The organism is Marinomonas balearica (assembly GCF_004362145.1).
In the GTDB taxonomy this organism is placed as follows: domain Bacteria; phylum Pseudomonadota; class Gammaproteobacteria; order Pseudomonadales; family Marinomonadaceae; genus Marinomonas; species Marinomonas balearica.
Genome location: NZ_SNXC01000015.1, coordinates 147,317 through 171,336 on the forward strand (window position 1 = coordinate 147,317; position 24,020 = coordinate 171,336).

The 24,020-nt window shown below is 44.6% G+C and carries 21 protein-coding genes; 12 read left to right on the plus strand and 9 right to left on the minus strand.

The window, feature by feature from the left end:
• The first annotated feature begins 27 nt into the window (after nt 1-27).
• Both DFP79_RS15850 and DFP79_RS15855 read left to right on the plus strand, forming a co-directional pair.
• The gene (locus DFP79_RS15850) at nt 28-1,626 is read left to right on the plus strand and encodes an EAL domain-containing protein (RefSeq protein WP_133504924.1); all 1,599 of its coding nucleotides are present in this window, start codon (nt 28-30) and stop codon (nt 1,624-1,626) included.
• Nucleotides 1,627-1,745: 119 nt separating this feature from the next.
• Nucleotides 1,746-2,096, plus strand: coding sequence for a DUF6164 family protein (locus tag DFP79_RS15855; RefSeq protein ID WP_133504925.1), 351 nt, complete (start codon nt 1,746-1,748; stop codon nt 2,094-2,096).
• Nucleotides 2,097-2,104: 8 nt separating this feature from the next.
• Here the strand turns inward: DFP79_RS15855 and DFP79_RS15860 are convergent, their stop codons facing one another.
• Together DFP79_RS15860 and DFP79_RS15865 are read right to left on the minus strand one after the other, a co-directional pair.
• Nucleotides 2,105-2,521 carry a CBS domain-containing protein gene (locus DFP79_RS15860; RefSeq protein ID WP_133504926.1) on the minus strand — a complete coding sequence of 139 codons (417 nt, stop codon included), beginning with the start codon at nt 2,519-2,521 and terminating at the stop codon, nt 2,105-2,107.
• Between the two features lie 89 nt (nt 2,522-2,610).
• Nucleotides 2,611-3,603, minus strand: coding sequence for a DMT family transporter (locus DFP79_RS15865; RefSeq protein WP_133504927.1), 993 nt, complete (start codon nt 3,601-3,603; stop codon nt 2,611-2,613).
• A 197-nt stretch (nt 3,604-3,800) separates the two neighbouring features.
• On the opposite strand from DFP79_RS15865, the gene rlmF reads away from it, so the two are divergent.
• Nucleotides 3,801-4,817 carry a 23S rRNA (adenine(1618)-N(6))-methyltransferase RlmF gene (rlmF, locus tag DFP79_RS15870; protein WP_166637727.1) on the plus strand — a complete coding sequence of 339 codons (1,017 nt, stop codon included), beginning with the start codon at nt 3,801-3,803 and terminating at the stop codon, nt 4,815-4,817.
• A gap of 74 nt (nt 4,818-4,891) precedes the next feature.
• Here rlmF and DFP79_RS15875 read toward each other — a convergent pair whose 3' ends face one another.
• Nucleotides 4,892-5,806: a pseudouridine-5'-phosphate glycosidase gene (locus DFP79_RS15875; RefSeq protein ID WP_133504929.1), complete on the minus strand. Its 915-nt coding sequence runs from the start codon at nt 5,804-5,806 to the stop codon at nt 4,892-4,894.
• Complete coding sequence (locus DFP79_RS15880; RefSeq protein WP_133504930.1) at nt 5,803-6,879, minus strand: carbohydrate kinase; 1,077 nt, start codon at nt 6,877-6,879, stop codon at nt 5,803-5,805. Before DFP79_RS15880 ends, DFP79_RS15875 begins: the two co-directional genes overlap by 4 nt.
• A 193-nt stretch (nt 6,880-7,072) precedes the next feature.
• On the opposite strand from DFP79_RS15880, the gene DFP79_RS15885 reads away from it, so the two are divergent.
• The gene (locus DFP79_RS15885; protein ID WP_133504931.1) at nt 7,073-9,379 is read left to right on the plus strand and encodes a bifunctional diguanylate cyclase/phosphodiesterase; all 2,307 of its coding nucleotides are present in this window, start codon (nt 7,073-7,075) and stop codon (nt 9,377-9,379) included.
• On the plus strand, nt 9,379-10,098 hold the full coding sequence (locus tag DFP79_RS15890) for a 1-acylglycerol-3-phosphate O-acyltransferase (RefSeq protein WP_133504932.1): 720 nt from the start codon (nt 9,379-9,381) through the stop codon (nt 10,096-10,098). Before DFP79_RS15885 ends, DFP79_RS15890 begins: the two co-directional genes overlap by 1 nt.
• 55 nt (nt 10,099-10,153) lie before the next feature.
• On the opposite strand, the gene DFP79_RS15895 is transcribed toward DFP79_RS15890, so the two are convergent.
• Genes DFP79_RS15895 through codA form a run of 3 tightly spaced genes read right to left on the minus strand, consistent with a single transcriptional unit; the run spans nt 10,154 to nt 14,070 of the window.
• Nucleotides 10,154-11,506, minus strand: a complete 1,353-nt coding sequence (locus tag DFP79_RS15895) for a GTPase/DUF3482 domain-containing protein (RefSeq protein WP_133504933.1) — start codon at nt 11,504-11,506, stop codon at nt 10,154-10,156.
• Nucleotides 11,496-12,761 carry a DUF2868 domain-containing protein gene (locus DFP79_RS15900; protein WP_133504934.1) on the minus strand — a complete coding sequence of 422 codons (1,266 nt, stop codon included), beginning with the start codon at nt 12,759-12,761 and terminating at the stop codon, nt 11,496-11,498. The genes DFP79_RS15895 and DFP79_RS15900 overlap by 11 nt, the downstream gene beginning before the upstream one ends.
• A 49-nt stretch (nt 12,762-12,810) precedes the next feature.
• Nucleotides 12,811-14,070 (minus strand): cytosine deaminase, encoded by a 1,260-nt coding sequence (gene codA / locus DFP79_RS15905; protein WP_133504935.1) that lies wholly within the window; start codon nt 14,068-14,070, stop codon nt 12,811-12,813.
• A gap of 345 nt (nt 14,071-14,415) precedes the next feature.
• Here codA and DFP79_RS15910 point away from each other — a divergent pair, with 345 nt between their 5' ends.
• Entirely contained in the window at nt 14,416-16,029 is a 1,614-nt protein-coding gene (locus tag DFP79_RS15910) for a methyl-accepting chemotaxis protein (RefSeq protein ID WP_133504936.1), read from the plus strand.
• A 101-nt stretch (nt 16,030-16,130) separates the two neighbouring features.
• Here the strand turns inward: DFP79_RS15910 and ettA are convergent, their stop codons facing one another.
• On the minus strand, nt 16,131-17,792 hold the full coding sequence (gene ettA / locus DFP79_RS15915; protein WP_133504937.1) for an energy-dependent translational throttle protein EttA: 1,662 nt from the start codon (nt 17,790-17,792) through the stop codon (nt 16,131-16,133).
• A 243-nt stretch (nt 17,793-18,035) separates the two neighbouring features.
• A complete protein-coding gene (locus DFP79_RS15920; protein WP_133504938.1) occupies nt 18,036-18,941 on the minus strand; it encodes a DMT family transporter in 906 nt (301 codons plus the stop codon).
• 116 nt (nt 18,942-19,057) lie between these two features.
• On the opposite strand from DFP79_RS15920, the gene nrdR reads away from it, so the two are divergent.
• The 6 genes from nrdR (at nt 19,058) to thiL (ending at nt 23,999) form a co-directional block, all read left to right on the plus strand.
• Nucleotides 19,058-19,525, plus strand: coding sequence for a transcriptional regulator NrdR (nrdR, locus tag DFP79_RS15925; RefSeq protein ID WP_133504939.1), 468 nt, complete (start codon nt 19,058-19,060; stop codon nt 19,523-19,525).
• A gap of 30 nt (nt 19,526-19,555) precedes the next feature.
• The gene (ribD, locus tag DFP79_RS15930) at nt 19,556-20,695 is read left to right on the plus strand and encodes a bifunctional diaminohydroxyphosphoribosylaminopyrimidine deaminase/5-amino-6-(5-phosphoribosylamino)uracil reductase RibD (protein WP_243730297.1); all 1,140 of its coding nucleotides are present in this window, start codon (nt 19,556-19,558) and stop codon (nt 20,693-20,695) included.
• Between the two features lie 84 nt (nt 20,696-20,779).
• Entirely contained in the window at nt 20,780-21,943 is a 1,164-nt protein-coding gene (gene ribBA, locus DFP79_RS15935) for a bifunctional 3,4-dihydroxy-2-butanone-4-phosphate synthase/GTP cyclohydrolase II (RefSeq protein WP_133504941.1), read from the plus strand.
• A gap of 7 nt (nt 21,944-21,950) precedes the next feature.
• Entirely contained in the window at nt 21,951-22,427 is a 477-nt protein-coding gene (ribH, locus tag DFP79_RS15940) for a 6,7-dimethyl-8-ribityllumazine synthase (protein ID WP_133504942.1), read from the plus strand.
• Between the two features lie 8 nt (nt 22,428-22,435).
• Nucleotides 22,436-22,927, plus strand: a complete 492-nt coding sequence (nusB, locus tag DFP79_RS15945) for a transcription antitermination factor NusB (protein ID WP_133504943.1) — start codon at nt 22,436-22,438, stop codon at nt 22,925-22,927.
• 121 nt (nt 22,928-23,048) lie between these two features.
• Nucleotides 23,049-23,999, plus strand: a complete 951-nt coding sequence (gene thiL, locus DFP79_RS15950) for a thiamine-phosphate kinase (RefSeq protein WP_133504944.1) — start codon at nt 23,049-23,051, stop codon at nt 23,997-23,999.
• Nucleotides 24,000-24,020 lie beyond the last annotated feature (21 nt).

Consider the following 24,020-nt stretch of genomic DNA (forward strand, 5'->3'; position numbering starts at 1 on the left):
TTAGACTCATTTGATGGATCATAATAAATGGATTCAATGGCACGGAATGCTTTAGTTCCAAAAAGAATAAAGCGCGTATTGGTCGCCACCTCTTTGCTTTTCTTAGTGATCGTATACCCTTTCTATATTTATTATGATTTACAGCGCGACGTGCAGGACACGGGGCGTGAGGTAACATCGTTACTTCAATCTAAAATTGATCGTATATTTAATGAAATGGAGCAGGTACTCGAGCTTCCGTCTTACAAATGCGATCAAAATACAATACAGGCATTGAGACGTGCTTCATTTTATTCGCCTCACCTGTCCGAGTTTGGGCTGTTTAACAGTGACTACCGAGTTGTTTGCACGGACTACGGAGTCAGTGACTTTCCGATATTTCGCTCAATACGAAATCACATTGAAAGCGCGGACAATCATCGTTTGTTGTCCATTGCTTTGTCTAAATCCATTAAAGAGCGAGCGTTGTTCGCTTTTTTATATGACCCTGAACGAGGTATGGGAGCCAATGGCTTAGCACCGCCAAGTATTTTAGAAGACGGCGTAATAAGCACGCTAGGCGACAATTTTAACTATCGCATTGCTGTTGGGCTTGAAGTGCTAGGGCAACATAATGTGCTGCTAGGAAGCACGCTAATCAAACCGTATGAATCGGTCATCCGTTCTGTCAACATTGTTATAACCTTGGCGGTGAAAGATCGCGTTTATATAACGACTTTGCTCTCCCATTTCCCTCTTGCGTTGTTTGTCGTGGCGTTGTTTTCTTGGATGATATTGACCGGCTTTAAAGTTCAAGCGACGCGTACTGTTTCGTTTGATAACAGCGTTCGAAGAGCGATCGCGAATCGTGATATCGATGTTTATTTCCAGCCGATAGTCGACACAAAAACACATCAAGTGTATGCGGGGGAGGCGTTACTGCGGTGGCAATCTGAGCGATTTGGAAAGGTCGAACCGACACGTATTGTATCGGTAGCAGCGAAATACGGTCTAATGCTTGATTTGACCAGTATGATAATACGCCGAGTAGGCAGGACGTATCGAGACCATAAAGGCGTTTTAGACTCTATTCCTATTTTTGTTAACTTAGACTTAGAGACTCTTAATGACGATCGTTTTATTGAGGGTCTAAGGGATGTTTGTGATCTCTATCCTGAGCTTGAAGGGCGAATGGGGATTGAAACACACGGACTGTATTTGCAGTCAAATGCGGAATGTAAATCGACCATTCAGGTTATTAATACCGTGCGTTTATTTGGTATTGCAATCTCGGTAGACGATTTCGGTTTTGGTTATTCTGATACACGCATTTTAAAATCGACTCCTATGGATGCGTTAAAGCTTGATCGCAGGTTTGTGTCTCGCATCACTCAGAACGAAAAATCCAACAGTGACATCATCAAACAGGCATTATCTTTAACTCATGAACGGGAGCTGAAGTTGATTGCAGAAGGGGTGGAATCGCAAGAACAGTTGAATATTCTCAATGCGTTAGGAGTGCGTTACATCCAAGGTTATCACTATAATCGTGCATTGCCTGAGCGAGAGTTTGTTAAAGCGGTGATGAATAAATCCATGATGTTTCGAAGTGAAAAACCGCAAACGGTATCCGCTGAAAAAGCTTGATGGGTATGCGAATACCAAAAGACTGGGCCTTCTCACCTTTATATCTGAATAAATAAAAAATTGAAATTTGGCGAACTCTTGCCTATTCTCGCATCCGACATTTTATAAGAGTGACTACAATGGCAAAGTTGGTATTTCGCCTCAAGAACGTACCTGAAGAAGAGGCGGATGACATACGTCAGTTGCTTAGCGACAATGACATTGCATTTTATGAAACCAGCGCAGGTCGATGGCAAGTGTCTTTGGCAGGTATTTGGGTTAAAGATAATGAGCAAGCGATAACAGCAAGACAGCTTATTGTCGAAGATCAGATCTTAAGAGCCAAAGCTGCCGTGCCTATTAGCAGGCGAGATTGGATTGTCGGTGTGTTTCAACACGCGCGTCACAATCCAGTAGAAATGCTGTTTACCATCGCAGCAATTGTGCTTATTACTGGGTTATCACTTTACCCATTTTTCTTGTCGTTTTAGAAGGTCTGTTAGACAGGTACTGCCAATTCTATGTCTTCTAACAACGCCTGAGTTACGTGTCGTCGCGTGATAATGCCAATGATCTCTTCGCCTTCAACGACGGGGTATACCTTGGGTTTTGGCTCTGACATCATTTTTGCAATTTCCATTATGTGATCGTTTGGTTTCACGCTCAATGGATTAGTTTGCATTACGGTTTCGACTTTTCTTGGTTCTTCGCTGTAATATGCACTTTGCATCAGTGCGGGCAGAATATCTTGCTCTGACACAAAGCCAATTAAATGGCCGTTTGAATCCGCGACTGGCGCTCCAGGTAATTTACGTTTAGCCAATCCCTTTACACAGTCGGCAATGCTGGTTTCTGGATGAACAAAGAAAGTATCGCGGGACATTACATCTCGTACTAACAACGATCCGGTTTTCATACCTCACCCTCCGTCACAGTGTTTACCGTTAGTGTAGGGTGATTAATGAGTATTTGCCTTCTATCGAATGTATTTTTTCTTTAAAAGTATTACGAGGCAGTGAGCTCGGGTTCAGTCTGCTGATTTTTCTTCAGAGCTTTATTCGCTAAGTTCGCCGAAATAAATTGCACTAAAATAGCGGAACAGACCACCAGCCCAATTCCTATCAGACTTAATAAGTCCGCATTCGCGGAACGGATGATGCCTTTCCAGAGTCCAATGGACACGCATATTTCAGTGAGAATAAAAGCCGCGATCGGCGTTAACGCTACTGCGGCACTTACTTGCACAGTTTGCCAATAACGCATTGCTTGAGAGAAAGCGCCGTAAGCGATTAACGTGTTTAAACAGCAGAAGGCGACGATTAAAGTGTCTTGAGTGGATAGAGTCTGTAAATGACTCGGCGTCGCGAATGGCAACATAACAATGCTCGCATAGATATAAATGGCGAGCAAAATGTTGGAAGACGATAGTTTTTTAAACAATGATTTCTGTATCAACGCGTAAGACGTCCAAGCCATTGATGACGCCTGAACAATGATAAATCCTACGCCCATTGACCCAGAGAGCGCGCTGTTGCCGCTAAAGCTTTGCTCAACGACAGGATGAAAGAAAATGGCCATGCCGATGAGAATAAAAGCAAAGCAAGCCCACTGTTGCCAATATATTCTTTCTTTCAAGAAGAGAAAGCCACCTAATGCTAAAAACAGCGGGGCAAGTTGAAAACTCAGTTGAGCGGCCCCCGGATGCATATAATCAAGACTCACAACAAACGTCGTGTAGTTGGTGATTAGAAGAGTGCCAGCTGCCAGCAATCGAAACCATTCAGAACGTGTTAAGCGTGTGAATTCAGAGAGCCTGCGCTGTCGCCATTGCCAAACAAGTATGACGACGGCAGCAAATAAGAATCGTACCCACGTTAATGTGATCGCATCTGAGAAGCCGGTTGACAGTTTGAGTGCAATGGGGAGCATACCCCAGAAAAAAACGGTAATTGCACTGAAAACGAGACCTAAAAAGAACATTCTTTTAGCGTCTGGCATGTTGTTGACCTCCCAACTGTCAAAAATCGATCACGGTGAAGGCCTTCATCATGCTACTAACCCTTTCTTATAGCAATTGCTTAATTGTCCTTTTGGTTAGACACAAAACAAAACTATGATGGTGACTTGCTTCGTCTAAATATTCGCAGCCACCTAAAGCTGATGTATACTGTGTTCTTTAGACGCTGGCATCAGGAATAACATTGAAATCAAAGCACACATCAAAGAAAAATCGCGAGGCGAATACATTGGGCCTTCACCCCAGAAACCCTCATCGCGCTCGATATGATTTTACTTTGTTAGTGGATTCTTTTCCGGAGCTGGCTCAGTACGTACATACCAATCAGTACGGATCAGAGACGATCAATTTTTCCGATCCTGATGCTGTCCGAGCGCTTAACAGCGCGCTCTTGAATCATTTCTATGGCATTAACTTCTGGGATATTCCTAAAGGCTTTCTGTGCCCGCCGATACCGGGCAGAGCCGACTATATTCATCACTTAGCGGATTTATTAGCTCAAAGTAACAATGGCACCATCCCGCGAGGGAAGCGTGTTAAGGCGCTTGATGTGGGTGTGGGGGCGAATTGTGTGTATCCCATTATTGGCTGTAAAGAATACGGCTGGCAGTTTGTCGGCGCGGACGCTAACAGTGTTGCGGTAATGGCGGCGAGCGAAATTGTCAAAGCGAACGGCACCCTTAAAAAAGCCATTAAAATTCGGCATCAACCGGATGAAATGCATGTTTTTAAAAATGTGTGGGGCGCGGATGAACGCTTTGATGTGACGTTATGCAACCCGCCTTTCCATACAAATGAAGAAAGCATGGAGAAAGAAAACGCGCGTAAAAGGCGTGGCCTCAATACGGGGAAGCGTCTTCAGGAATCTAAGCCCCAGCATTCTGTAAAGAACCCTAACGCGTTGAATTTTGGCGGACAAGCCGCTGAGCTTTGGTGCGATGGTGGAGAGTCCGGTTTTATTTCTCGCATGATTACAGAGAGTGTGGCGGTTCAAGATCAATGTTTTTGGTTTACATCGCTTGTATCGAGGCAATCTAATCTGCCTGCCTTGAGAACCTTGTTAAAGAAAGTAAATGCAAAGCAAGTCAAAGAAGTTGAAATGGCACAAGGCCAGAAAGTAAGCCGCTTTATTGCATGGAGCTTTTTGGACGACGATCAGATTGATTACTGGTTGTCTAACTATTGGGATAACTGACCACAGCCTACTAACGAAACACTTTAACTAAAAGTGGGTGTGTAGGCTGCGTTGGTTTTATCAGCGAGTTGCCTTTATTGCGCCGTTAGTTTTTTTGCTATTTTTGCGGCGAGTTGGGCGTTATTGAACACCAATTGAATGTTGCTCGCTAAACTGTTTCCGCCTGTCAATTCTGCTACTCTCGCCAATAAGAAAGGCGTCGATTCTTTACCACTGATGCCTTGTTCGTCGAGTTCCAATAGTGCCTGCTCTATTGCTTGATCAATGGTCGCTTTATCCATCGCAAACTCTGTCGGAATCGGATTCGCGATGACCGCGCCACCACTGAGATCCATGTCCCACTTTACGCTTAAGAAATCCGCAATGTCTTTTGCCGATGTTAGGTTGTAATCAACGGACTCGTCACTTTCGCGCGTATAAAAAGCGGGCAGCGCATCGGTATTATAACCAAGTACAGGTACGCCATTTGTTTCTAGGTATTCTCGAGTTAAGGGCAGGTCTAGAATCGATTTAGCACCGGCACATACGACGGCCACGTTTGTCTTGGCGAGTTCTTGCAAATCGGCAGAGATATCAAAGGTTTGTTGGGCTCCTCGGTGTACTCCGCCAATGCCGCCAGTGGCAAAGACTTTAATGCCTGCCATAGCCGCAATGATCATTGTTGCGGCAACGGTGGTCGCACCATGCTGTTTTTTAGCAACCACGTAAGGGAGGTCTCTACGAGAACATTTTGTCACGGACACCCCAGCTTTTGCTAATGTCTCAATTTCAGCGTCATTGAGCCCTGCCTTTAGGCGACCATCAATAATGGCGATCGTGGCTGGAATAGCACCGTTATCTCGGATCACTTGCTCCACTTTTTTCGCCGTTTCGGCATTTTCTGGCCAAGGCATACCGTGGGAAATGATGGTGCTTTCAAGTGCGACAACGGGCTTGCCGGATGCAATTGCATCCGCCACTTCTGGGTGAATGTCTAAATACTGATTCATAGTGATTCGATCCATTGATTAACGTGTTCGTTGGTTAAATTTGGGTGATTTGCGTTAGGGCATTCTAGAGTGAGCGCGGCACATCCAGCCGCAAATTTGAGGCTTTCTTTGAGTGCGTAGCCTTGTTCCTGAGCATGCAAAAAACCGGAAATCAACGCATCGCCAGCGCCGCTGTCGCTGGTGGGAGTGCAGGGATAGCATGCTTGTTTAAGACAAGTGTCTTGTGACATATAAAGCACGCCTTCGTTGCCTAAGCTGAGTAATACTTGTTGGACGCCTTTCTTGAGGAGTTGCTGTGCAAGCGCGTTAGGCTCGACTTCCTTAGAATCCAATAACATTCGAGCTTCTTCTTGGTTTACTTTTAAAACCGAGAGTTTTGCAAGCAGAGGACGTAATTTTTTCGCCTTCGTTGCCGAAACTGCATCCGCGCACCAGTCTGCTTTTACGTTCAAAGTAGACAGCCATTGAATGGTTTCCTGACATAAATTTGCGTCTACAATGATTGTTCCCGCTGATTGCAACAACGGAATTTTAGTTTGCAATCGTTCTGGTGTGAGATGATCGACAATGCGCATATCGGCGATTGCTGTATTCAATTCACCCGACTCGTTGTTGATGGCAAGATAAGTGCTGGTGGGCAAGCTTTCATGACGCAGCAAGTCTTGCGTCTTTACTCCCGAATTTTGCGTACACACGTTGATCCATTCGCCGTTTTTATCTTCTCCGATTAGAGCAATCAGATGGACGTTTTCACCAAGTCGCGCGAGGTTCTCAGCGATGTTTCTACCCACGCCCCCAGGGCTTTGGTAAATGTTTCCTGGGTTGGAATCAGAAGGCTTTAAGGCGTTGTATGGACGACCATGGATATCAACGTTGACGCCGCCTATAACGACGAATGGATGGTGACTGGCAAGAACGTAGCCTTTGCCGAGAATATACCCTCGTCGGGTTAATCTCATAATATGCCCAGCCAGCGACTCTCGACTCATTCCGATTCGATCCGCAAGGGTTTGCTGAGAGGCGAGAGGTGTTTGTCTGATTGCCTCAAGTACTTTTGCTTCTAGCTCAGTCATATTTCTTACTTCTCTATCCATGAAGAGACTCAAAATTAACAAATGTTAAATTTCAAAACAAATGTTAATTTTGAATTTAATGTATGCAATTAGGTCTATTATGTAGAGACAGATTAAATCGTGTTTTTTTTCTGTGAATAGTATTTAATTAGAAGAATTAATCCTGTTCGCCGCATTCTTTGAAGGAGCTTTTGTGTTTAGGAGTTTTCGTGCTCGACTCGTATTGTTTATTGTGGGGCTTCTTGCGGTCGTTCAAGTTGGAACGGCAGTTGCCGTACTCAACTCATTAAAAGCCGACAATTACCGTCAAGGTGTCCATGCCATTGATGTCGCTGTTAATGTATTAAAGCTTCAATTAAGCGACAGAGCCAAGCAGCTTACAACTGGCGTCAGTATACTGGCGTCTGATTTTGGCTTTAAGCGTGCTGTTGCAACTCAAGATATTGGCACCATTAAATCGGTACTGGAAAACCACGGCGCGAGAATATCTTCCGACAGTGCAATGCTGTTTTCGCCAAATGGCCAGTTAATTGCCTCCACTCAGGAAATTCAAGATGTCAGCTTTGTAACAGAAAGAGTGCTTGAAGCAAGGAAACAAGGCCTGAGATCGATTAACAATTTGGTGGGGGTGGACGGTTATGTTTCTCAGCTAGTTTTGGTGCCTGTTCGTGCTCCCAACCTTATCGCTTGGGTTGGAATGTCCTTTGAACTCGATGAGGTTTTTGCCAAGCACATTGCCAGCATTACCCAGTTAGACGTAAGTTTCGTCAGCGAACAATCTTCAAAAATAAAGCATACTGTTTCAAGTCTTCCGGCTGAAGATCTGAGTTGGGTGGTGACACCTTCTATGCTTAAAAACTATATAGAAACGCCCAAGCTTACCGATAATGAAGCGTATCTTTCGTCCGCTGTTAAGTTGGATGAAGTCGGCGGAGAATGGGGAATCGTTCATTTGCCGTATGCGCCTTGGTTGAAAGGGTACGAAGAAGCCAGAAGCAATCTCACTCTTATATTTGCACTTACTTTGATGTTGGCTGCGCTGGTTGCATTGGTTATGGCGCGCTCCTTGTCCAAGCCAATACAAAAACTGGTTGGTTATGCTCAAGCCATCGGGTTGGGTAAAACAGAACATATCCCCAAAGTAGTCGGCGAGTTTGGCGTATTGGCCAATACCATGCATACGATGGAAAAGGCGATTCTTAATCGTGAAGAAGAGATTATTTTTAGAAGCTCTCATGATATTTTGACGGGCTTATATAATCGATCGGCACTGGAGCGTGAATTAACCAATCAACTGCCTCGAAATTTTGGCGCGTTGCTTCGTATCAATATTAGACGCTTCAAAGACATAAACAGCATGATGGGTTTTGATGCGGGCAATGAAGTGCTGAAAAAGACTGGTTCGATTCTTTCTAACATCAGCCCTGATGTTGAATATGTGGCGCGCACCGGAGGGGATGAGTTTACGGTTATCCTGTCGCAACATCATCAAGAAGAAGATTGCCTTCAGCTGAAGGAGATTGTTCAACATGAAATTGAAAAGGGCATTAACCAACGAATCCGTTTAAAAGTCACGATCGGTGTGTTGCCTTTATCAGAGCAGATCACCACCGCAAATGATGCAATGCGCCGTATTGATATAACGAGCAGTCGCGCCAAAGAGCGTGAGCTTGGTGTTGCGTTTTATCAGCAAGGTTTAGATGAAATAAATCAAAGAAACCTAACCATTATTAATGATATTGATAATTCGCTTCAAGCGGGTCAATTGTTCATGGTGTATCAGCCGAAAATTGCGATACAAGAGAGCCGCTGTTCTGAGGCGGAAGCACTTGTTCGCTGGGTTCATCCTGAGTTAGGTTTTGTTCCTCCCGATGAGTTTATTGGTTTATTGGAGCAAACAGGTAACGTTCAGCAGCTTACGTTTTGGGTATTGGATCAAGTCATTGATCAGGTCGCATCGTGGTGGGATGCTGGGGATAAAGTGACCGTAGCGGTTAATCTATCGGCATTGGATCTTGTAAATGAAGCTTTGCCTGATTGGCTAAGTAATAAGCTAAATGAAAAGCGTTTGCCTGTCTCGGCTATCTCTTTGGAAGTGACAGAAAGTGCGGTAATGTCTGACGCCGACAAGGTTGTATCGGTCTTGCAAAAGCTTCAGGAAAAGCAATTTCACTTGGCGATTGATGATTTTGGTACGGGGCAATCGTCTTTGTCTTACCTAAGAGATTTGCCTGTGAATGAGGTGAAAATAGACCGAGCCTTCGTGCAATACTTAGACAGCAGTGAAAATGATAAATACATTGTGCGGGCTACGATCGAGTTGTCACATAGCCTTGGTTTTAAAGTCACCGCTGAAGGCGCTGAAAATCTGGAAGGCGTAGACATATTGAAGTCGCTAGGTTGCGATAAAATTCAAGGGTATTACTTCGCTAAACCGCTTTCTCCAGACGATTATATTACTTGGCGACATTCTTTTAATTCGACAAAAGTTAATGTGTAATGCTGGCTATTGTTCGTCTGGTTATTCTGGTCGTTCTCATTATTTTGGTGTCGTTAGGCGGCCTAGTTATGTGTGCTTTTTTAGCGCCGATACCGAAACGGGCAAGAGATAGAGTCTATTATTTAGGGAGAGCTTTTGCGTACGCATCTCGATTGTTTGGCTTCACCGTGACGTCGGTTGTACACCCGAAAGCAAATGACGTTGAGCAAGCTGTGTATGTTGCGAATCATCAAAATAATTATGACCTTTTTACAGTCGCTCATGTCGTGCCGCGCAATGTTGTGACTGTTGGGAAATCGACATTAAAGTGGATCCCTTTTTTTGGCACGTTATATTGGGCGAGTGGAAACTTTTTAATTAAGCGGCATGATAGAAACAAAGCCATCGCGCGCATTACCGATATCGTATTAAAAATGCGGCAAACAGGGCTGTCTATTTGGATGTTTCCGGAAGGGACGAGAAGTCGAGGACGAGGCTGGTTACCCTTTAAACGTGGCGCGTTCCACGCGGCGATCCAAGCGGGTGTACCGATTATACCGGTGGTTTGCAGTGATACACACGGACAAGTAAAGTTGAATCGATGGCACAATGGTGGGGTCACTGTGAAGGTACTAGAGCCGATTAGCACCAAAGGCCTTACTGATCATGATGTGGCAGAGTTAACTGCTCGTTGCGAAGCGTTAATGCATCAGGCAAAAGAAGAAAGCCGTTCCCGATAACTACCTATATTTTTTGAGACCTTTGCTCGTGACTTCGTGCAAAGGTCTCACGGTATTAAACGATATAAGTATTTAATTTGGATTTTAGGCCTGTAATAATTTTTTGGTTTTTTGCTGAATTAACGTCATTGGACTCGGGTCGTTGGCGAATGATTTTCCACTCATTTGAAAACTGGGAACCGAGTGATTTTATATCGCTGTTTACGCCTTCATCTAATTTGTACGCTTCCAGCGTTGCATGGCCACGTTGATGTAAATGTTTAATTAAGGAAATGGCTCGTAAGGTGAGTAGGGTCAATGTTGCATCTTCAAGGCAGAGCAGATGCTTTTTCATGACTTTGCTTTTTAGCGTTTCTTTATAGTGTTTTCCTGTTTCCCAGCTAGCGCCCAGTAACGCACCTAGGGTGGTTGCTGTTCCCAGTGATAACCCTGCACTGAGTATGTCGATACTCGCTCCAATTGCAGCCCCTGTCATGGCTGTGGCACCTGCTTGAATACCCCATTCTGTTAAGCTTTCTGGAGAAAATAAATCTTGTTGCCAACGGTTATTTTCGATAGGAAGAGAGTGGATCTTTGTATCGTCTTTTTGAAACTCGTATAAGGCAAGTAAACGCATAATGGTACTTTGTTCAATGGACCGAATAGCGTGTTCGAATGCTTCCTGAATATTCTTTTGTGGCGGATAAGTATCGCTTTCAATACGCATCGATGCGCAGGAGAAAAGCATCTCAGCGACGTATTTTATGGCTTCGACACGTCGTTGTTGCGCTGCTTCATATCGTGTGTCGAGCAATACTTGAAGGGAATCATACTGGGAAGGCGCTAAGCTCTGAAGGGTTTGATATAAACGTTTTTCATCTTCAAAAAAGAACGCCACGGTATCGTACTTTACAAATGTGTGATGGTGACGCTCAGCGAGAATAGATTGCCATTGTCGTTGTTGTTCAGTCTCTGGCTGGCTGAAGTTTAAAATTGGAACAATGGGTTTGCTCGCACAGGCAAGAATACTCAGTTCGTCTAAGTATTTCCCCATTGGCGCTTGTCGAGCATCAATGACGTAGAGAATTATGTCTGCATGAGCCAGTTGTTTAAGGATCTTTCCTTCTTGTTCGAACTCTCTTTTTGATAACAGCGTATTGGGAAAGTCCTCAATCCATTGAGCATTGGTTAGCGTGGCGCATTCCGGTTGGCATCGTACATCCCAAAGACCTATAGAATCTTCAAATCCCGGTGTATCGATGAGCCGTAGAACCGAGTGATTGTCTACTTTTATATCAACCGCTTCGACGTGGCGAGTTGTCCCCGCTGTATTGCCCACTTGCCCAAAGCCTTTATCTCTAATGAGCGTTCGAATTAGGGACGTTTTGCCTGTATTTGCATGGCCTACAATGAGTAGATTAATCGGCACTTTGATCGTCCTTATTAAGGTTACAGTACAAGAGCTTGTCGAAATCTATTGCAGCGCTGTGGGCGCTATGAACCCATTGATCTTTGAATGTTTCTCCGAAAATGAGCAGTTTAAAATGCCTGCTGTTTTGCGCTACTTGCATTAAAAATCGGTATGACCCTCTGTCAGGGCAAAGCTCGCCATTAACCAACAAAGTAAAGGCATCATAGGAGGAGCAATTTTCGATGAAGTGTTTTTGATCGTTGCGGTTGTTAATGCGTTGCAAAGCGATACCATTTACCTCGCTGCTAGCCCACTCGAAACCAAAAAGAGGCGGTTTAAAATCAGAGGGTAAGGCTTGTTTTATGTTAAAACGAGCAGGTGAGGCGTTAGTATTTTGATTAGGGTCTGGATCAAGAACAACGGTTTGATGTTGCTCTCTTTGCGCAATGTGGTCTTCTTTTAATGAACGCCTTATTGTCTGAGAAATTGATAGTTTGTATTTAATGCCAAATAAAATCGCCAAAAATAGTCTAGGAACAACGCCATATAAAACGAGACTAAACAGAATTAGGTACGCCCATTTTTGTTGAAGTGCGGGTAATCTTTCGGGGTTAGAAATGACACTAAGTTGCACCTCAAGCCCATTAGGAACGGATAAACCTAATAGGTTAGGTAAGGTACTCAGTAGCTGTGTAAATGATTGGAAATCAGCATGACTAAGAAGGGTTGTTTCCCAGACAAAATGAACCTCGTGAGTGATCAAAAAGACAGTGATGCTCGCCAAACCACCTGTTAGGTAGCATAGCCAAGCAGAGTGCATAATTGCGCTTGTTATCCATTTGCCATTTTGGTTTGACAGATGCAGTCTTTGGTAGGCTATAACAGTGTTTCGTTCTACTCTAATAAGGTGAGAGCAGAGTTGGATGATCGACTGGATGCAACGATGCCAATGGTTATTTGTTGACGGTCGCATTAGGCTCGTAATAAACCATAACGCCATGCTAAATGTGTTGGCACCTAATAAGAGCAATAAAAGCCAAAAAACATTGATTTTATTGCCATTACTTAGATCAAAGGTACTGGGAGCGATCGACAGCCCAAGAAGAAGTGCAATGCCCAACACGAGAAGAGAAACCGTCTTTTTCACAGCCTCTAATTTCTCAAACGCGGGCTTATAATTCAGATCAAAAAACGCAATTGCCTCGTCTGATTTACGTGTTGTTTTTGATTCATTCAGTTCTTTGAGCAGTGCAAGTTTCTCGCTGTCTTTCATAGATATGGCTTAATGTGTTAGCGCTGATACCAGCGTTGTGTAATGGCTTTTATCCACTCTTGCTATTTGACAGTGACACTTTGCTTAGAAGCTTGGCCGGCTGCTTTTGCATAAGGATCTTACCTTTTCTGATGTTTAAAAGCACATCACCCTGATTTCTCAATACGCTGTAGTCGTCGAACCCGCTCAATAAAATAGCGTTTGCAGGGTTTCCTACTTTTATTCCGTACTTTTCCAGTTTTAGTGTTTTAGCGCTGTTGTCTGAAATAAAATCCAATGCACTGACAAAATCATCATATCCCATCATCTGGCAGATATGCAGACCTGAATCCAGCGTTCTGAGTAATTTTCCATTGCCAAGTGAATACCACGGATCAAAGATGGAATCTTGAGCAAAACTCACGTTCAGTCCCGCTTCATTGAGTTCTTTAACGCGTGTTACGCCGCGACGTTTAGGGTAGGTATCAAAGCGCCCTTGAAGATGAATGCTTTCCGTCGGGCATGAGATAAAATTAATCCCTGAATGTTTCAACAGTCTAAACAGTTTAGAGCAGTAGGCGTTGTCGTAGGAATGCATGGCCGTGGTATGGCTGGCGGTCACTCTGTCACCAATGCCATGATTGAGTGCCTCGTATGCCAGAAACTCAAGAAAGCGTGAATTAGGGTCGTCAATTTCGTCACAGTGAACGTCGATGAGCCTGTCGTATTTGAGTGCCAATTGAACCAAATATTTGACAGATTGCTCACCAAGCTCGCGAGTGTATTCAAAGTGTGGGATGCCGCCCACCACATCCGCGCCAATTTCCATCGCTTCTTCCATGAGCTTTTTACCGTTCAAAAAAGACGGAATCCCTTCTTGGGGAAACGCAACAACTTGAATGTCTAATGTCTCTTTTAGCTCATCTCGCATGGCGCATAGGGTTTTGAGAGCGACAAGTGATGGGTCTGTTGTGTCAACGTGTGTCCTAATGTGTTGGACACCTTGCTCAATTAGAAGCTCAAGAGTTTCGGTTACGCGTTCTCTAATATCTGTTTCGTTGAGCATAGGTTTACGCTGTGACCAGCGTTCGATGCCTTCGAATAGTGTTCCGCTTCGGTTCCATTCAGGTTCACCAGCGGTGAGCGCGGCGTCCAAGTGGATATGAGGCTCGACAAATGGAGCGCATAGAAGATTGCCGTCAGCGTTGATATCAGAGGGGTTAGCAGTAGCAGCTCCGACTTGCTTTTCAATTGCGGTGAACACCCCGTTGCTTATTCTGACAGTGTATAGAGCGTCCTTTTTTCTCAATCGAGCATTAACAATGTTCATCTCTTTCCCCTATAAAATCAATCAATAGTCTTGATACAGTAAATCATATGGTATGAGCTAGGTGAATATTTGTAATCGAAATTATGAACGATTTGTTATGTAACTGTGTTTGTTTTTTTAGCTTAGATCGATAAAAGTCCTTATATTACACAGGGGTATCTTGTTTTTTTGTAGGTTTTTTCCTACGAATATTGTAGGAAAGTGATGTTGGTAGATGTAGGTAAAGGTGTTGAGTTTTGTAAGCAATAATGATGACTCATGTAGGGATATGTTAGTGCCTATTGTGAGCAAATTTTCACTTATTTAAACTGCAATTGTAACTAACAACTGATGAAGGTAATGGCTATGCGCTTACAGTCGATAAGAACAAAAATAACCGCGCCCATATTATTGCTTGCTGTTATTCTGGTCGGAACGTTTGCTGTGATGACTTCTTTAATTGAGACTCAAAAATCAGCAATGAGTCGCCAAGCTGAAAACTACTTTGAAGCGGTTACAGTCGTATTAAATGCAGACCGTGATTTTTACCAAGCACGACTTGCAATGGAGCAACTAATAGAAAAAAAAGGCTCTTTTGACGAACTGTTTACAGACTTTGATGAGAATGCTCAGCAAGTAATTGATCGATTTAATTTTTATCGAGAGCACGTTGAAGAATATCCAGAATTGTACAAAGATTTCCAAAACTTTGATTCGTTGTTTTCTGAATGGCGATCACAAAGTGCTGCGCTTTTGAAAAGCAGTCAATCAGGTATAGACGTTACAGATGAGCTTGCATCATCTGACAAAAAATTCTCAGATCTCAGAGGCATTTTAGACAAAGCGGGTGAAGTCGTTGGTCTTCATGCTAAGCAAGACGGTAAGGAAATACAGGATCTTGTGAACTCAAGAGAAATGCTCAGTATTGTCGCGATTGCTATTACGTTGGTGATTGTATTCCTGTTTGGTCTGATTGTACCAAAACAAATTGCGGGTCGAGCGAACGGTCTTGCGGTGCGAATTCGTGAAATTGCAGAAGGTGATGGTGATCTGACTCAGCGTATTAATTCATCGGCGAAAGATGAATTAGGCGACTTAGCAAACGAGTTCGACAACTTTGTTGAACGTTTGCGAGGCATTATTACAACGATCCAAACTCAAGCTCATTCGTTGGGTGGTATGACGGGAGAGCTTAACAGCGCCTCAAGTCGTACAGCAGGTGTGACAGAAGCCTTGGTTAATGCTTCTAACTCTATTGTGAGTGCCGGACATGAAATGAGTATGGCCAACCAACAAATGTCGGATGTTGCTAGCGAGACAGCAAATGAGTCGCAAAATTCCAATCAGCTAGCGGAGCAAGGTATCACCGCCGTCAATGGTTCTAACAGTGCAATTAGAGGGTTAGTGCTCGACATTGATGATGCCTTAACAAGATCCGATGAACTGCAAAAAAGCTCTGAAGCCATTGCCTCGGTTCTTGAAGTGATTCGAAATATTGCAGAGCAGACGAATTTATTGGCGCTAAACGCGGCAATAGAAGCGGCTCGTGCCGGTGAACAAGGTCGTGGTTTTGCTGTTGTTGCGGATGAGGTTCGAACGCTTGCTACTCGAACTCAAGACAGTACCAATGAGATCGAATCGATGATTGAGCAGTTAAAAGTTAACGTATCAGAATCGTCTAAAGCGATACAAAACAGTCGTTCCAATGCAGACAAAACCGTATCGAATTTTGATGAAGTAATACGTATATTTGGTTCGTTGCAAGAGTCATTCGGTAAGGTTCAAGAGATGGCTGCGCAAACCGCACAAGCGACACAAGAGCAGGCGATTGTGTCAAATGATATCAATGAGAATTTAAATTCATTGAAAGGGCAGTCTGATGAAGTTCAATCCGTCGCTGACGTGATCCAAACACAATCGACTCAGATCTCAGACCTTTACCAAGCACTGAATGTGCAAGTCGGTAGCTTTAAAGTCTAAGAGCTAAAGTGATGTAAGAACTGGCGAGATTAAAAAAAGCGCTTCGGGTGTAAAACCAGAAGCGCTTTTTTATTGCTGAGTTTTAAACACTAAAAATTGTATTACGCGTCAATCTTCTTGTATTTAATACGAGTAGGTGTTGCGTCATTACCGGTACGATTCTTGTAGTCGGCCTCGTATTCCTGATAGTTTCCTTCAAAGAAAACCGCTTTAGAATCACCTTCGTAGGCTAGAATATGAGTCGCGATACGGTCTAGGAACCAACGGTCATGGGAAATCACAATGGCAGCGCCCGGGAAGGCCAATAACGCATCTTCCAATGAACGTAAGGTTTCGACGTCTAGGTCGTTGGTCGGCTCATCCAGTAGCAAGACGTTGCCACCTTCTTTAAGTAACTTAGCCAAGTGCAAACGGTTACGCTCACCACCAGACAAGTGCTTAACGAATTTCTGTTGATCGGAGCCTTTAAAATTAAAGCGACCAATGTAAGCACGAGCCGGCACTTTGTAGTTGTGAACCGTGATCATGTCTTGACCATCCGAAATTTCTTCGAAGACGGTTTTGTCACCATCTAATTCACGCATTTGGTCAACGTAAGCCAGTTGAACTGTGTCGCCTAAAGTCACGGTGCCAGTATCGGGTTTTTCGGTGCCAGCGATCATTTTAAACAGCGTTGATTTACCGGCTCCGTTACCACCAACGACTCCAACAATCGCGCCTTGTGGTACGACCATGTTGAAATCTTCTAGTAGCATCTTATGTTCGAAGCTCTTGCTCACGCCTTCGATTTCGATGACTTTAGAACCAAGGCGAGGGCCAGGTGGAATGTACAATTCGTTGGTTTCGTTACGATCTTGGAACTCTTGAGAGTTCATTTCTTCGAAACGAGCTAAACGCGCTTTGGACTTAGACTGACGACCTTTGGCGTTTTGACGAACCCATTCAAGCTCAGATTTAATGGCTTTTTGATGAGAGGCTTGTTGTTTCGCTTCTTGTTCCAAACGAGCATCTTTTTGTTCTAACCAAGAAGAGTAGTTACCTTCGTATGGAATACCGTGACCACGGTCCAATTCCAAAATCCAACCCGCTGCATTATCTAAGAAATAACGGTCGTGGGTAATGGCGACCACGGTACCTGGGTAATCTTTCAAGAAGCGTTCTAACCACGCTACAGACTCTGCATCCAAGTGGTTGGTAGGCTCATCTAGAAGAATCATGTCTGGTTTGTCGAGTAATAAACGACACAGTGCCACACGACGACGTTCACCACCTGAAAGGTGCTCGACGTTCGCTTCCCAAGGTGGCAGGCGAAGTGCTTCTGCTGCAACTTCCAAGGCGCGTTCTAAATTGTGGCCTTCTTTTGCTTCGATCAAGGCTTCCAATTGACCCTGCTCTTTTGCCAACGCATCGAAATCAGCATCGGGTTCAGCGTATTCAGCGTATACTGCATCTAAGCGCGCCATGGCCTCGATGACATCAGCGAAGGCTTCTTCAACGATGCCGCGAACGTTTTTAGTCGGATCAAGGTGTGGTTCTTGCTCCAAGTAGCCGATTTTAATGCCCGGCATCGGACGTGCTTCGCCATTATGTTCGGTATCCACACCCGCCATGATACGCAATAACGTCGATTTACCTGATCCATTCAAACCAAGTACACCGATTTTTGCACCGGGGAAGAAAGAGAGAGAGATGTCTTTAAGGATTTCGCGTTTTGGGGGAACGATTTTCCCAACACGATTCATGCTGTATACAAACTGTGCCATAAGCTTTTGTCTGTTCCTATTGGGTTGCTTGCAAATTTAAAAGAAGTCAGATTAGCCACTAATTGTGTCAATTAATGGCCCAGAATAGTCGTTTAGGATAGCACAGCGTAGCAATCTCGTAACGGGGAAGTTACTAAGAAACGCGGGTCATGTTGTTCTGTTGTTGGCAACTTTGTTCTATCTGGTTTTTCCCTTCAAAATAGTGCCCAGCGAACTGAAATGTCCGACCAATTAAAAAAAGCCTCAATCAAAAATAATGATCGCTGATCCTATTACAACGAGCAAGGCGCCCATCCAAGCGCCAAACGCGGGGCGTATTTTAGTAGTGAGCCAAAGTCCGGGTAAAACCAGAACAGGAACGGTGGCAGAGAGAGTCATTACAATGCCGACGTTTGCGTTACCGATGCCCCACACTAAAATGCTCATACCAAGTACCATGCCAATCGTTGCCATACCTGCGAGCTTGAAGAAGTATTGAATTGGAATGGCCTTTAGCGGGCTGAGTTCAGGAGAAAGCCTTGGGCGGTAATACGCTAAAAAAACCAGCAACAGTGCGGTCGCGCCCACGGTCACCCGAAAAGCGGACACCGCGAAAGGGTCTGCTCCAGCTAACAGAGCGGGTTTGGCAAGGAGCGCTCCACTGGCCTGCCCAACGGCGCCTCCGAATGCAAGGAAAATCCCGACCCAAAGTCGCCCTTTCGTTTGTTCCCATTCATGGGCTGAGCCACGTTTACCGAACAAAATGGAGACAACAACGCCAAGTAAGACGATCGCGCAAGCCACCAGCTCTAAAAAGGACAGTGTTTCGGACAAGAATAACCAGCTAAGCAGTATGGATACAGGCGCATTGGTGGCAAAGATAACACCGGCTCTTCGGGGTCCTAAGCGGTGTACAGCGTTAAAAAGCATGGTGTCACCCAAAAATATACCGATAAACCCTGACAGTGCTAACGGCAGTGCGTAATCCCATAAAGTCGGGTCAAACCGCTGCTGAATAAGGCAAACTGTAATAAGAATCACACTCGCGATAGAGATGCGTATTACATTAAAGCGCGTTGTGCCGAAATGCTTTATTAGGCCCGGTGCCATGAGGCTGGTGCTTGTCCAGCAAAGAGCGGCAATTAAACCGGATAACTCTCCAAGTAACATCTGTTCTAATCCTCAATGTTCGCTTTCTATCGTTGGGTTCGGTTGATATCATTTGGTTTAGCACAAGCTCCAATTGGAGAGCTTTTAATGTACACCAACTAAATGATGGATGAATCATGCGTTGCCCATTTTGCGGAGCTCAAGATACCAAAGTTCTTGATTCGCGTCTTGTTTCTGAAGGCGCACAAGTTCGGCGACGTCGTACTTGCAACGAATGTCAGGAACGCTTCACGACGTTCGAAATAGCAGAATTACAAATGCCAAAACTGATAAAAAGTGATGGCAGTCGAGTGCCCTTTGATGATGAAAAATTACGTCAGGGCATTCTTAAAGCAATCGAGAAAAGACCGGTAAGCATCGAAGATGTAGAAACGGCGATCGCTCGAATTAAAGAGCAAATGCAGGCAACAGGCGAACGTGAGATTGCGTCTCGCTGGTTGGGCGAAGCCGTGATGGATCAACTAAAGCAACTTGATCAGGTTGCCTATGTGCGTTTTGCCTCCGTTTACAGAAGCTTCAAAGACATCAGTGAGTTTCGTGAAGAGATTGAGCGATTAGAGAGCGGTAACCCGAAAACCAATTAACAGCAGACGCGACAACAAATGAGCAACCCGATGCAGAAACACATTGAATTCATGAGTAAAGCTATAAAGCTTGCTCAAAAAGGGACGTATACGACTCACCCAAACCCTCGCGTAGGATGTGTGATTGTAAAAGGTGAGCAAATTATCGGCTCCGGCTTCCATGTACGAGCGGGAGAAGGTCATGCAGAAGTTAATGCACTTGCGAGCGCAACGCAGAGTGTCGAAGGTGCGACGGCTTATGTGACGTTGGAACCGTGCAGTCATCAAGGTAAAACACCTCCTTGCGCAGATGCTTTAATTGCTGCTGGAATTGCGACAGTGGTTTACGGAATGCAGGATCCAAACCCTCAGGTTGCAGGACAAGGTTTGAAAAAACTGAAAAAGGCAGGCATTGAAGTTATCGGCCCAGTGTTAGAAAACGAATGTGCTCAGCTTAATCCGGGTTTTAATAAAAGGATGAGTGAAGGCTTACCTTATATTCGTGTGAAAATGGCGATGAGTTTGGACGGCCGCACAGCTATGGAATCGGGTGAAAGCCAATGGATAACAGGCTCCGCAGCGCGCCTTGATGTTCAGAGATTACGTGCTCAAAGCGACGCAATTGTTACTGGAATTGGTTCGGTCATTGTTGATAACCCAAGTATGACCGTTCGAATTGATTGCGATGATCAAGAGGTTGATTCAACGTCAGTACGTCAGCCGCTTAGAGTCATTATGGACACCGCTTTGTCGATTCCCCCTGAAGCGAAGATTCTAAAACCGGGTAAAGAAACATTGATGTTTTGTGTCGAAGAAGACATTGAGCAGGAACACTACAATGCGCTGAAAAAATCTGGGGTAAATATCGAGTTTGCACCTGTTGGTGAAGATGGCCGTATGGATTTAATCGAATGCATGGGCGTACTTGCTGATCAAGGCATTAACGAAGTGCTGGTTGAAACCGGAGCAGAGCTTGCAGGCGCATTTTTACAAGACGGGTTGGTGGATGAGCTGATTGTCTACGTTGCGCCGAAATTACTGGGCTCAGACGCACGACCGTTAATGCGTCTACCGATTGAAGCAATGAAAGATGCCGTGGATTTAGAGTTTGAATCGGTGCGACCTGTAGGGAATGATCTTAGAATTGTGTATCGACCAAAATATTTGGATGATGCTCTTTTAGAGGAATAATGACTCACCTTCAGTGAGATCGCGGTTTCTAATCAATTATTGAACTATAGTGCTATTAAAGAGTGCAAAAAGAAGACTTTGAAAATGGCTCTAAATTCGATTGAAGAGATTCTGTCAGATATGCGTCTGGGTAAGATGGTTATCTTGATGGATGATGAAGACCGCGAAAATGAAGGCGACATTATTGTTCCTGCTCAGTGTGTCACGGCTGAGATCATTAACTTCATGGCCGTGCATGCGCGTGGATTGATTTGTCTAACGCTAACCCCAGAGCGTTGCCAGCAGCTTAATTTACCATTAATGGTAAACCGCAATGGCGCCGCTTTCAGCACAAACTTTACCGTGTCTATTGAAGCTGCTGACGGGGTTACAACGGGTATCTCAGCAGCAGATCGAGCATTGACAGTAAAGCGGGCGGTAATGGCAAACGCCAAGCCGGACGATATCGTGCAGCCCGGCCATGTATTCCCTCTAATGTCCAAACCTGGAGGGGTTTTGAGTCGAGCGGGTCACACTGAAGCAGGTTGTGATTTAGCGCGTTTAGCGGGTTATGAACCGGCCTCTGTTATCGTTGAAGTTATAAATGATGATGGAACGATGGCAAGAAGATCAGATTTAGAGAAGTTTGCCGAGAAACATAGGATAAAAGTTGGTACAATCGCCGACCTGATACACTATCGCACGCTAAACGAAACAACAGTTGTTCGGGAGTCTGAACAAGTGGTGAATACGGAGGCGGGTGATTTTAATCTGATTACCTACCGAGACACTGTACAAGACCTGTCCCATTTGGCGTTTGTCAAAGGAAAGCCAAGTGATGCTGAACCTACATTGGTTCGTGTGCATGTGGTGGATCCTGCTCGGGACTTTGCCAATATTGTGCGCGAAGATGGTTCATTGAGTTGGACGATGTCGAATGCGTTGCAGTACATTGCAGCAAACGGCGAAGGTGTTGTCGTGTTAGTAGATGTATCGGATAAACAGACGGATTTGGCGATGAATTTTGTGTCAGCACTGACGCCTCAATCAGGCAAAAATGCTGACAAAAGTGGTTCTGGAACCTATTTAACTGTAGGAACTGGTTCGCAAATATTGCGGGATCTGGGAATTCGAAAAATGCGATTACTCAGCTCACCCAAAAAATATTCTCTAGCGGGCTTTGATTTAGAAGCCGTAGAGTTTATCCCGTATTCATCAGACATGGGGTCTGGTCAGCATTTTGATAGCAGCGACACGCTACAAGAGTGAGGCAAATATGAGTGATATTAAGACTTATGAAGGCCATTATTCTGCGACAGGAGCAAAATTTGCTTTGGTGGTGGGGCGCTTTAATAGCTATGTGGTAGAAAGCTTAAAAGAAGGCGCCATTGATACCTTAGTTCGTCACGGGATAAACAAAGAAGACATAACAGTAGTTTATGTGCCAGGTGCTTTTGAGATCCCTATAGTGATTAAAAAAGTCGCTGAGAAAAATCAATACGATGCCATTGTTGCTCTAGGCGCGGTGATACGCGGCAGCACGCCACACTTCGACTACGTTGCAGGTGAATGTGTGAAAGGATTGGGACAATTGGCATTAGAATTTGATATTCCAGTATCGTTTGGCGTATTAACAGTAGATACGATTGAGCAGGCAATAGAGCGTGCAGGTACAAAAGCGGGAAACAAAGGCAGCGAAGCTGCTTTATCTGCTCTTGAAACTGTGTCTGTATTGCGTAGCTTAGAAGACTGAGGCATAGAATGAGCGATTTGGATAAGTCCAACACAAAAACTAAAAAAGCGAAGAAACCGTCGCGCTCGCAATTGCGCAGTGCATCACGTAGTTTAGCTTTGCAAGCCATTTATCAGTGGCAAATGAATCATTCTTCAGTGAATGAAATTGAAACTCAATTTACACTTGAGCAAGATCTAAGTACTTGCGATAAAGCGTACTTTCGAGACTTGTTACAAGGCGTAACGTCTAAAGCGAAAGAGCTGGATACGCTATTTGAAGAGCTTTTAGACCGTTCGTTGTCAGAACTGGATGCGATTGAACTTGCTGTGTTACGTATCGGTTCTTACGAGCTGGCGCATCGTCTTGATGTTCCTTACCGCGTAGCAATCAATGAAGGCGTTGAATTAGCGAAGTCATTTGGTGCGACAGAAAGTCACAAATACGTAAATGGTATTTTAGACAAGTTAGCACAGCGTGTACGTCGTGAAGAGATCGCGGCTCGCCGCAATAATGGATAAGCGTTTCTAAGCGATTTTTCGTTAGACATGCATCTGAATAACAAAGCCATCGGTAAAGCGACATTACCGATGGCTTTGTTTTAGATAAAACGTAAAAACGATTGAGAGTAGGCGTTAAGCAGTGAAAGAGTTTGAATTAATTCAGTCTATATTTCAGGCCTCGAAAATGGCAGATGTTCGAGGACGCGACGACATATTGTGCGGGATTGGCGACGACTGTGCTCAGGTTAAGGTTCCGTCCCATCAAACGCTTGTGTTTTCGATGGACACGCTGGTGGAAGGACGTCATTTTCCGTTTGACGCAGACCCTCGAGACATCGGTTATCGTGCTGTGGCATCTTGTGCGAGTGATCTTGCTGCCATGGGTGCTAAGCCGGCATTTTTTACGTTAGGGCTAACACTGCCTCATGCGGACCCGCAATGGCTTGCTGAGTTGGCTTCTGGAATGGCAGAGCTTGCGGATCAAATTGGGTTATTACTGGTCGGCGGCGATACCACAAAAGGACCGTTGACTATTACTCTTCAAGTTCACGGCTATGTTGAGCAAGATAAAACGCCAAAACGAAGCGGTGCTCAGGTTGGGGATGATATTTATGTCACGGGTATGCTTGGTGATGCATCTGCCGCCATACCGATTGTGACAGGTGAATTACAAGTTTCACCAGAACGATTTGATTATTTCTATGAAGCTTATTGGCGTCCAACACCACGTTTGATCGCTGGAATGGCGCTGAAAAACATTGTGAACAGTATGCTTGATGTATCGGATGGCTTAGCTCAAGATCTTCAGCATATTACGAAAGCTTCAGGAGTGGGAGCGCGTCTTGAATTAAACCAGCTCCCGCTTTCGGATGCGTTACTTGATTGGCGACCAGAGGAAGCGTTTCAGCTTGCTTTGACCGGTGGTGATGATTACGAGCTGTGTTTTACTGTGCCCAAGTCGTTACGAGAGGAAGTCAGTTTGATTATGCAAACATTGCACTTGCCTTGCAGTTTAATAGGGGAAGTGACTGAGTCCGGTTTTCTAGTTGAAGGTTATGATGGTGAGTTAGAAGGGTGGCAGCACTTTTAACAGGCGTCGTCATGTAGCAAT

Coding starts and splice junctions, on each gene's coding strand:
- DFP79_RS15890 (WP_133504932.1), top strand. CDS start 9,379: ATGCTGGCTATTGTTCGTCTGGTTATTCTGGTCGTTCTCATTATTTTG.
- ribD (WP_243730297.1), top strand. CDS start 19,556: ATGCAGAAACACATTGAATTCATGAGTAAAGCTATAAAGCTTGCTCAA.
- codA (WP_133504935.1), bottom strand. CDS start 14,070: ATGAACATTGTTAATGCTCGATTGAGAAAAAAGGACGCTCTATACACT.
- ettA (WP_133504937.1), bottom strand. CDS start 17,792: ATGGCACAGTTTGTATACAGCATGAATCGTGTTGGGAAAATCGTTCCC.
- DFP79_RS15920 (WP_133504938.1), bottom strand. CDS start 18,941: ATGTTACTTGGAGAGTTATCCGGTTTAATTGCCGCTCTTTGCTGGACA.
- DFP79_RS15910 (WP_133504936.1), top strand. CDS start 14,416: ATGCGCTTACAGTCGATAAGAACAAAAATAACCGCGCCCATATTATTG.
- DFP79_RS15880 (WP_133504930.1), bottom strand. CDS start 6,879: ATGACTGAGCTAGAAGCAAAAGTACTTGAGGCAATCAGACAAACACCT.
- DFP79_RS15865 (WP_133504927.1), bottom strand. CDS start 3,603: ATGCCAGACGCTAAAAGAATGTTCTTTTTAGGTCTCGTTTTCAGTGCA.
- nusB (WP_133504943.1), top strand. CDS start 22,436: ATGAGCGATTTGGATAAGTCCAACACAAAAACTAAAAAAGCGAAGAAA.
- DFP79_RS15875 (WP_133504929.1), bottom strand. CDS start 5,806: ATGAATCAGTATTTAGACATTCACCCAGAAGTGGCGGATGCAATTGCA.
- ribH (WP_133504942.1), top strand. CDS start 21,951: ATGAGTGATATTAAGACTTATGAAGGCCATTATTCTGCGACAGGAGCA.
- ribBA (WP_133504941.1), top strand. CDS start 20,780: ATGGCTCTAAATTCGATTGAAGAGATTCTGTCAGATATGCGTCTGGGT.
- DFP79_RS15850 (WP_133504924.1), top strand. CDS start 28: ATGGATTCAATGGCACGGAATGCTTTAGTTCCAAAAAGAATAAAGCGC.
- DFP79_RS15900 (WP_133504934.1), bottom strand. CDS start 12,761: ATGAAAGACAGCGAGAAACTTGCACTGCTCAAAGAACTGAATGAATCA.
- nrdR (WP_133504939.1), top strand. CDS start 19,058: ATGCGTTGCCCATTTTGCGGAGCTCAAGATACCAAAGTTCTTGATTCG.
- DFP79_RS15860 (WP_133504926.1), bottom strand. CDS start 2,521: ATGAAAACCGGATCGTTGTTAGTACGAGATGTAATGTCCCGCGATACT.
- DFP79_RS15855 (WP_133504925.1), top strand. CDS start 1,746: ATGGCAAAGTTGGTATTTCGCCTCAAGAACGTACCTGAAGAAGAGGCG.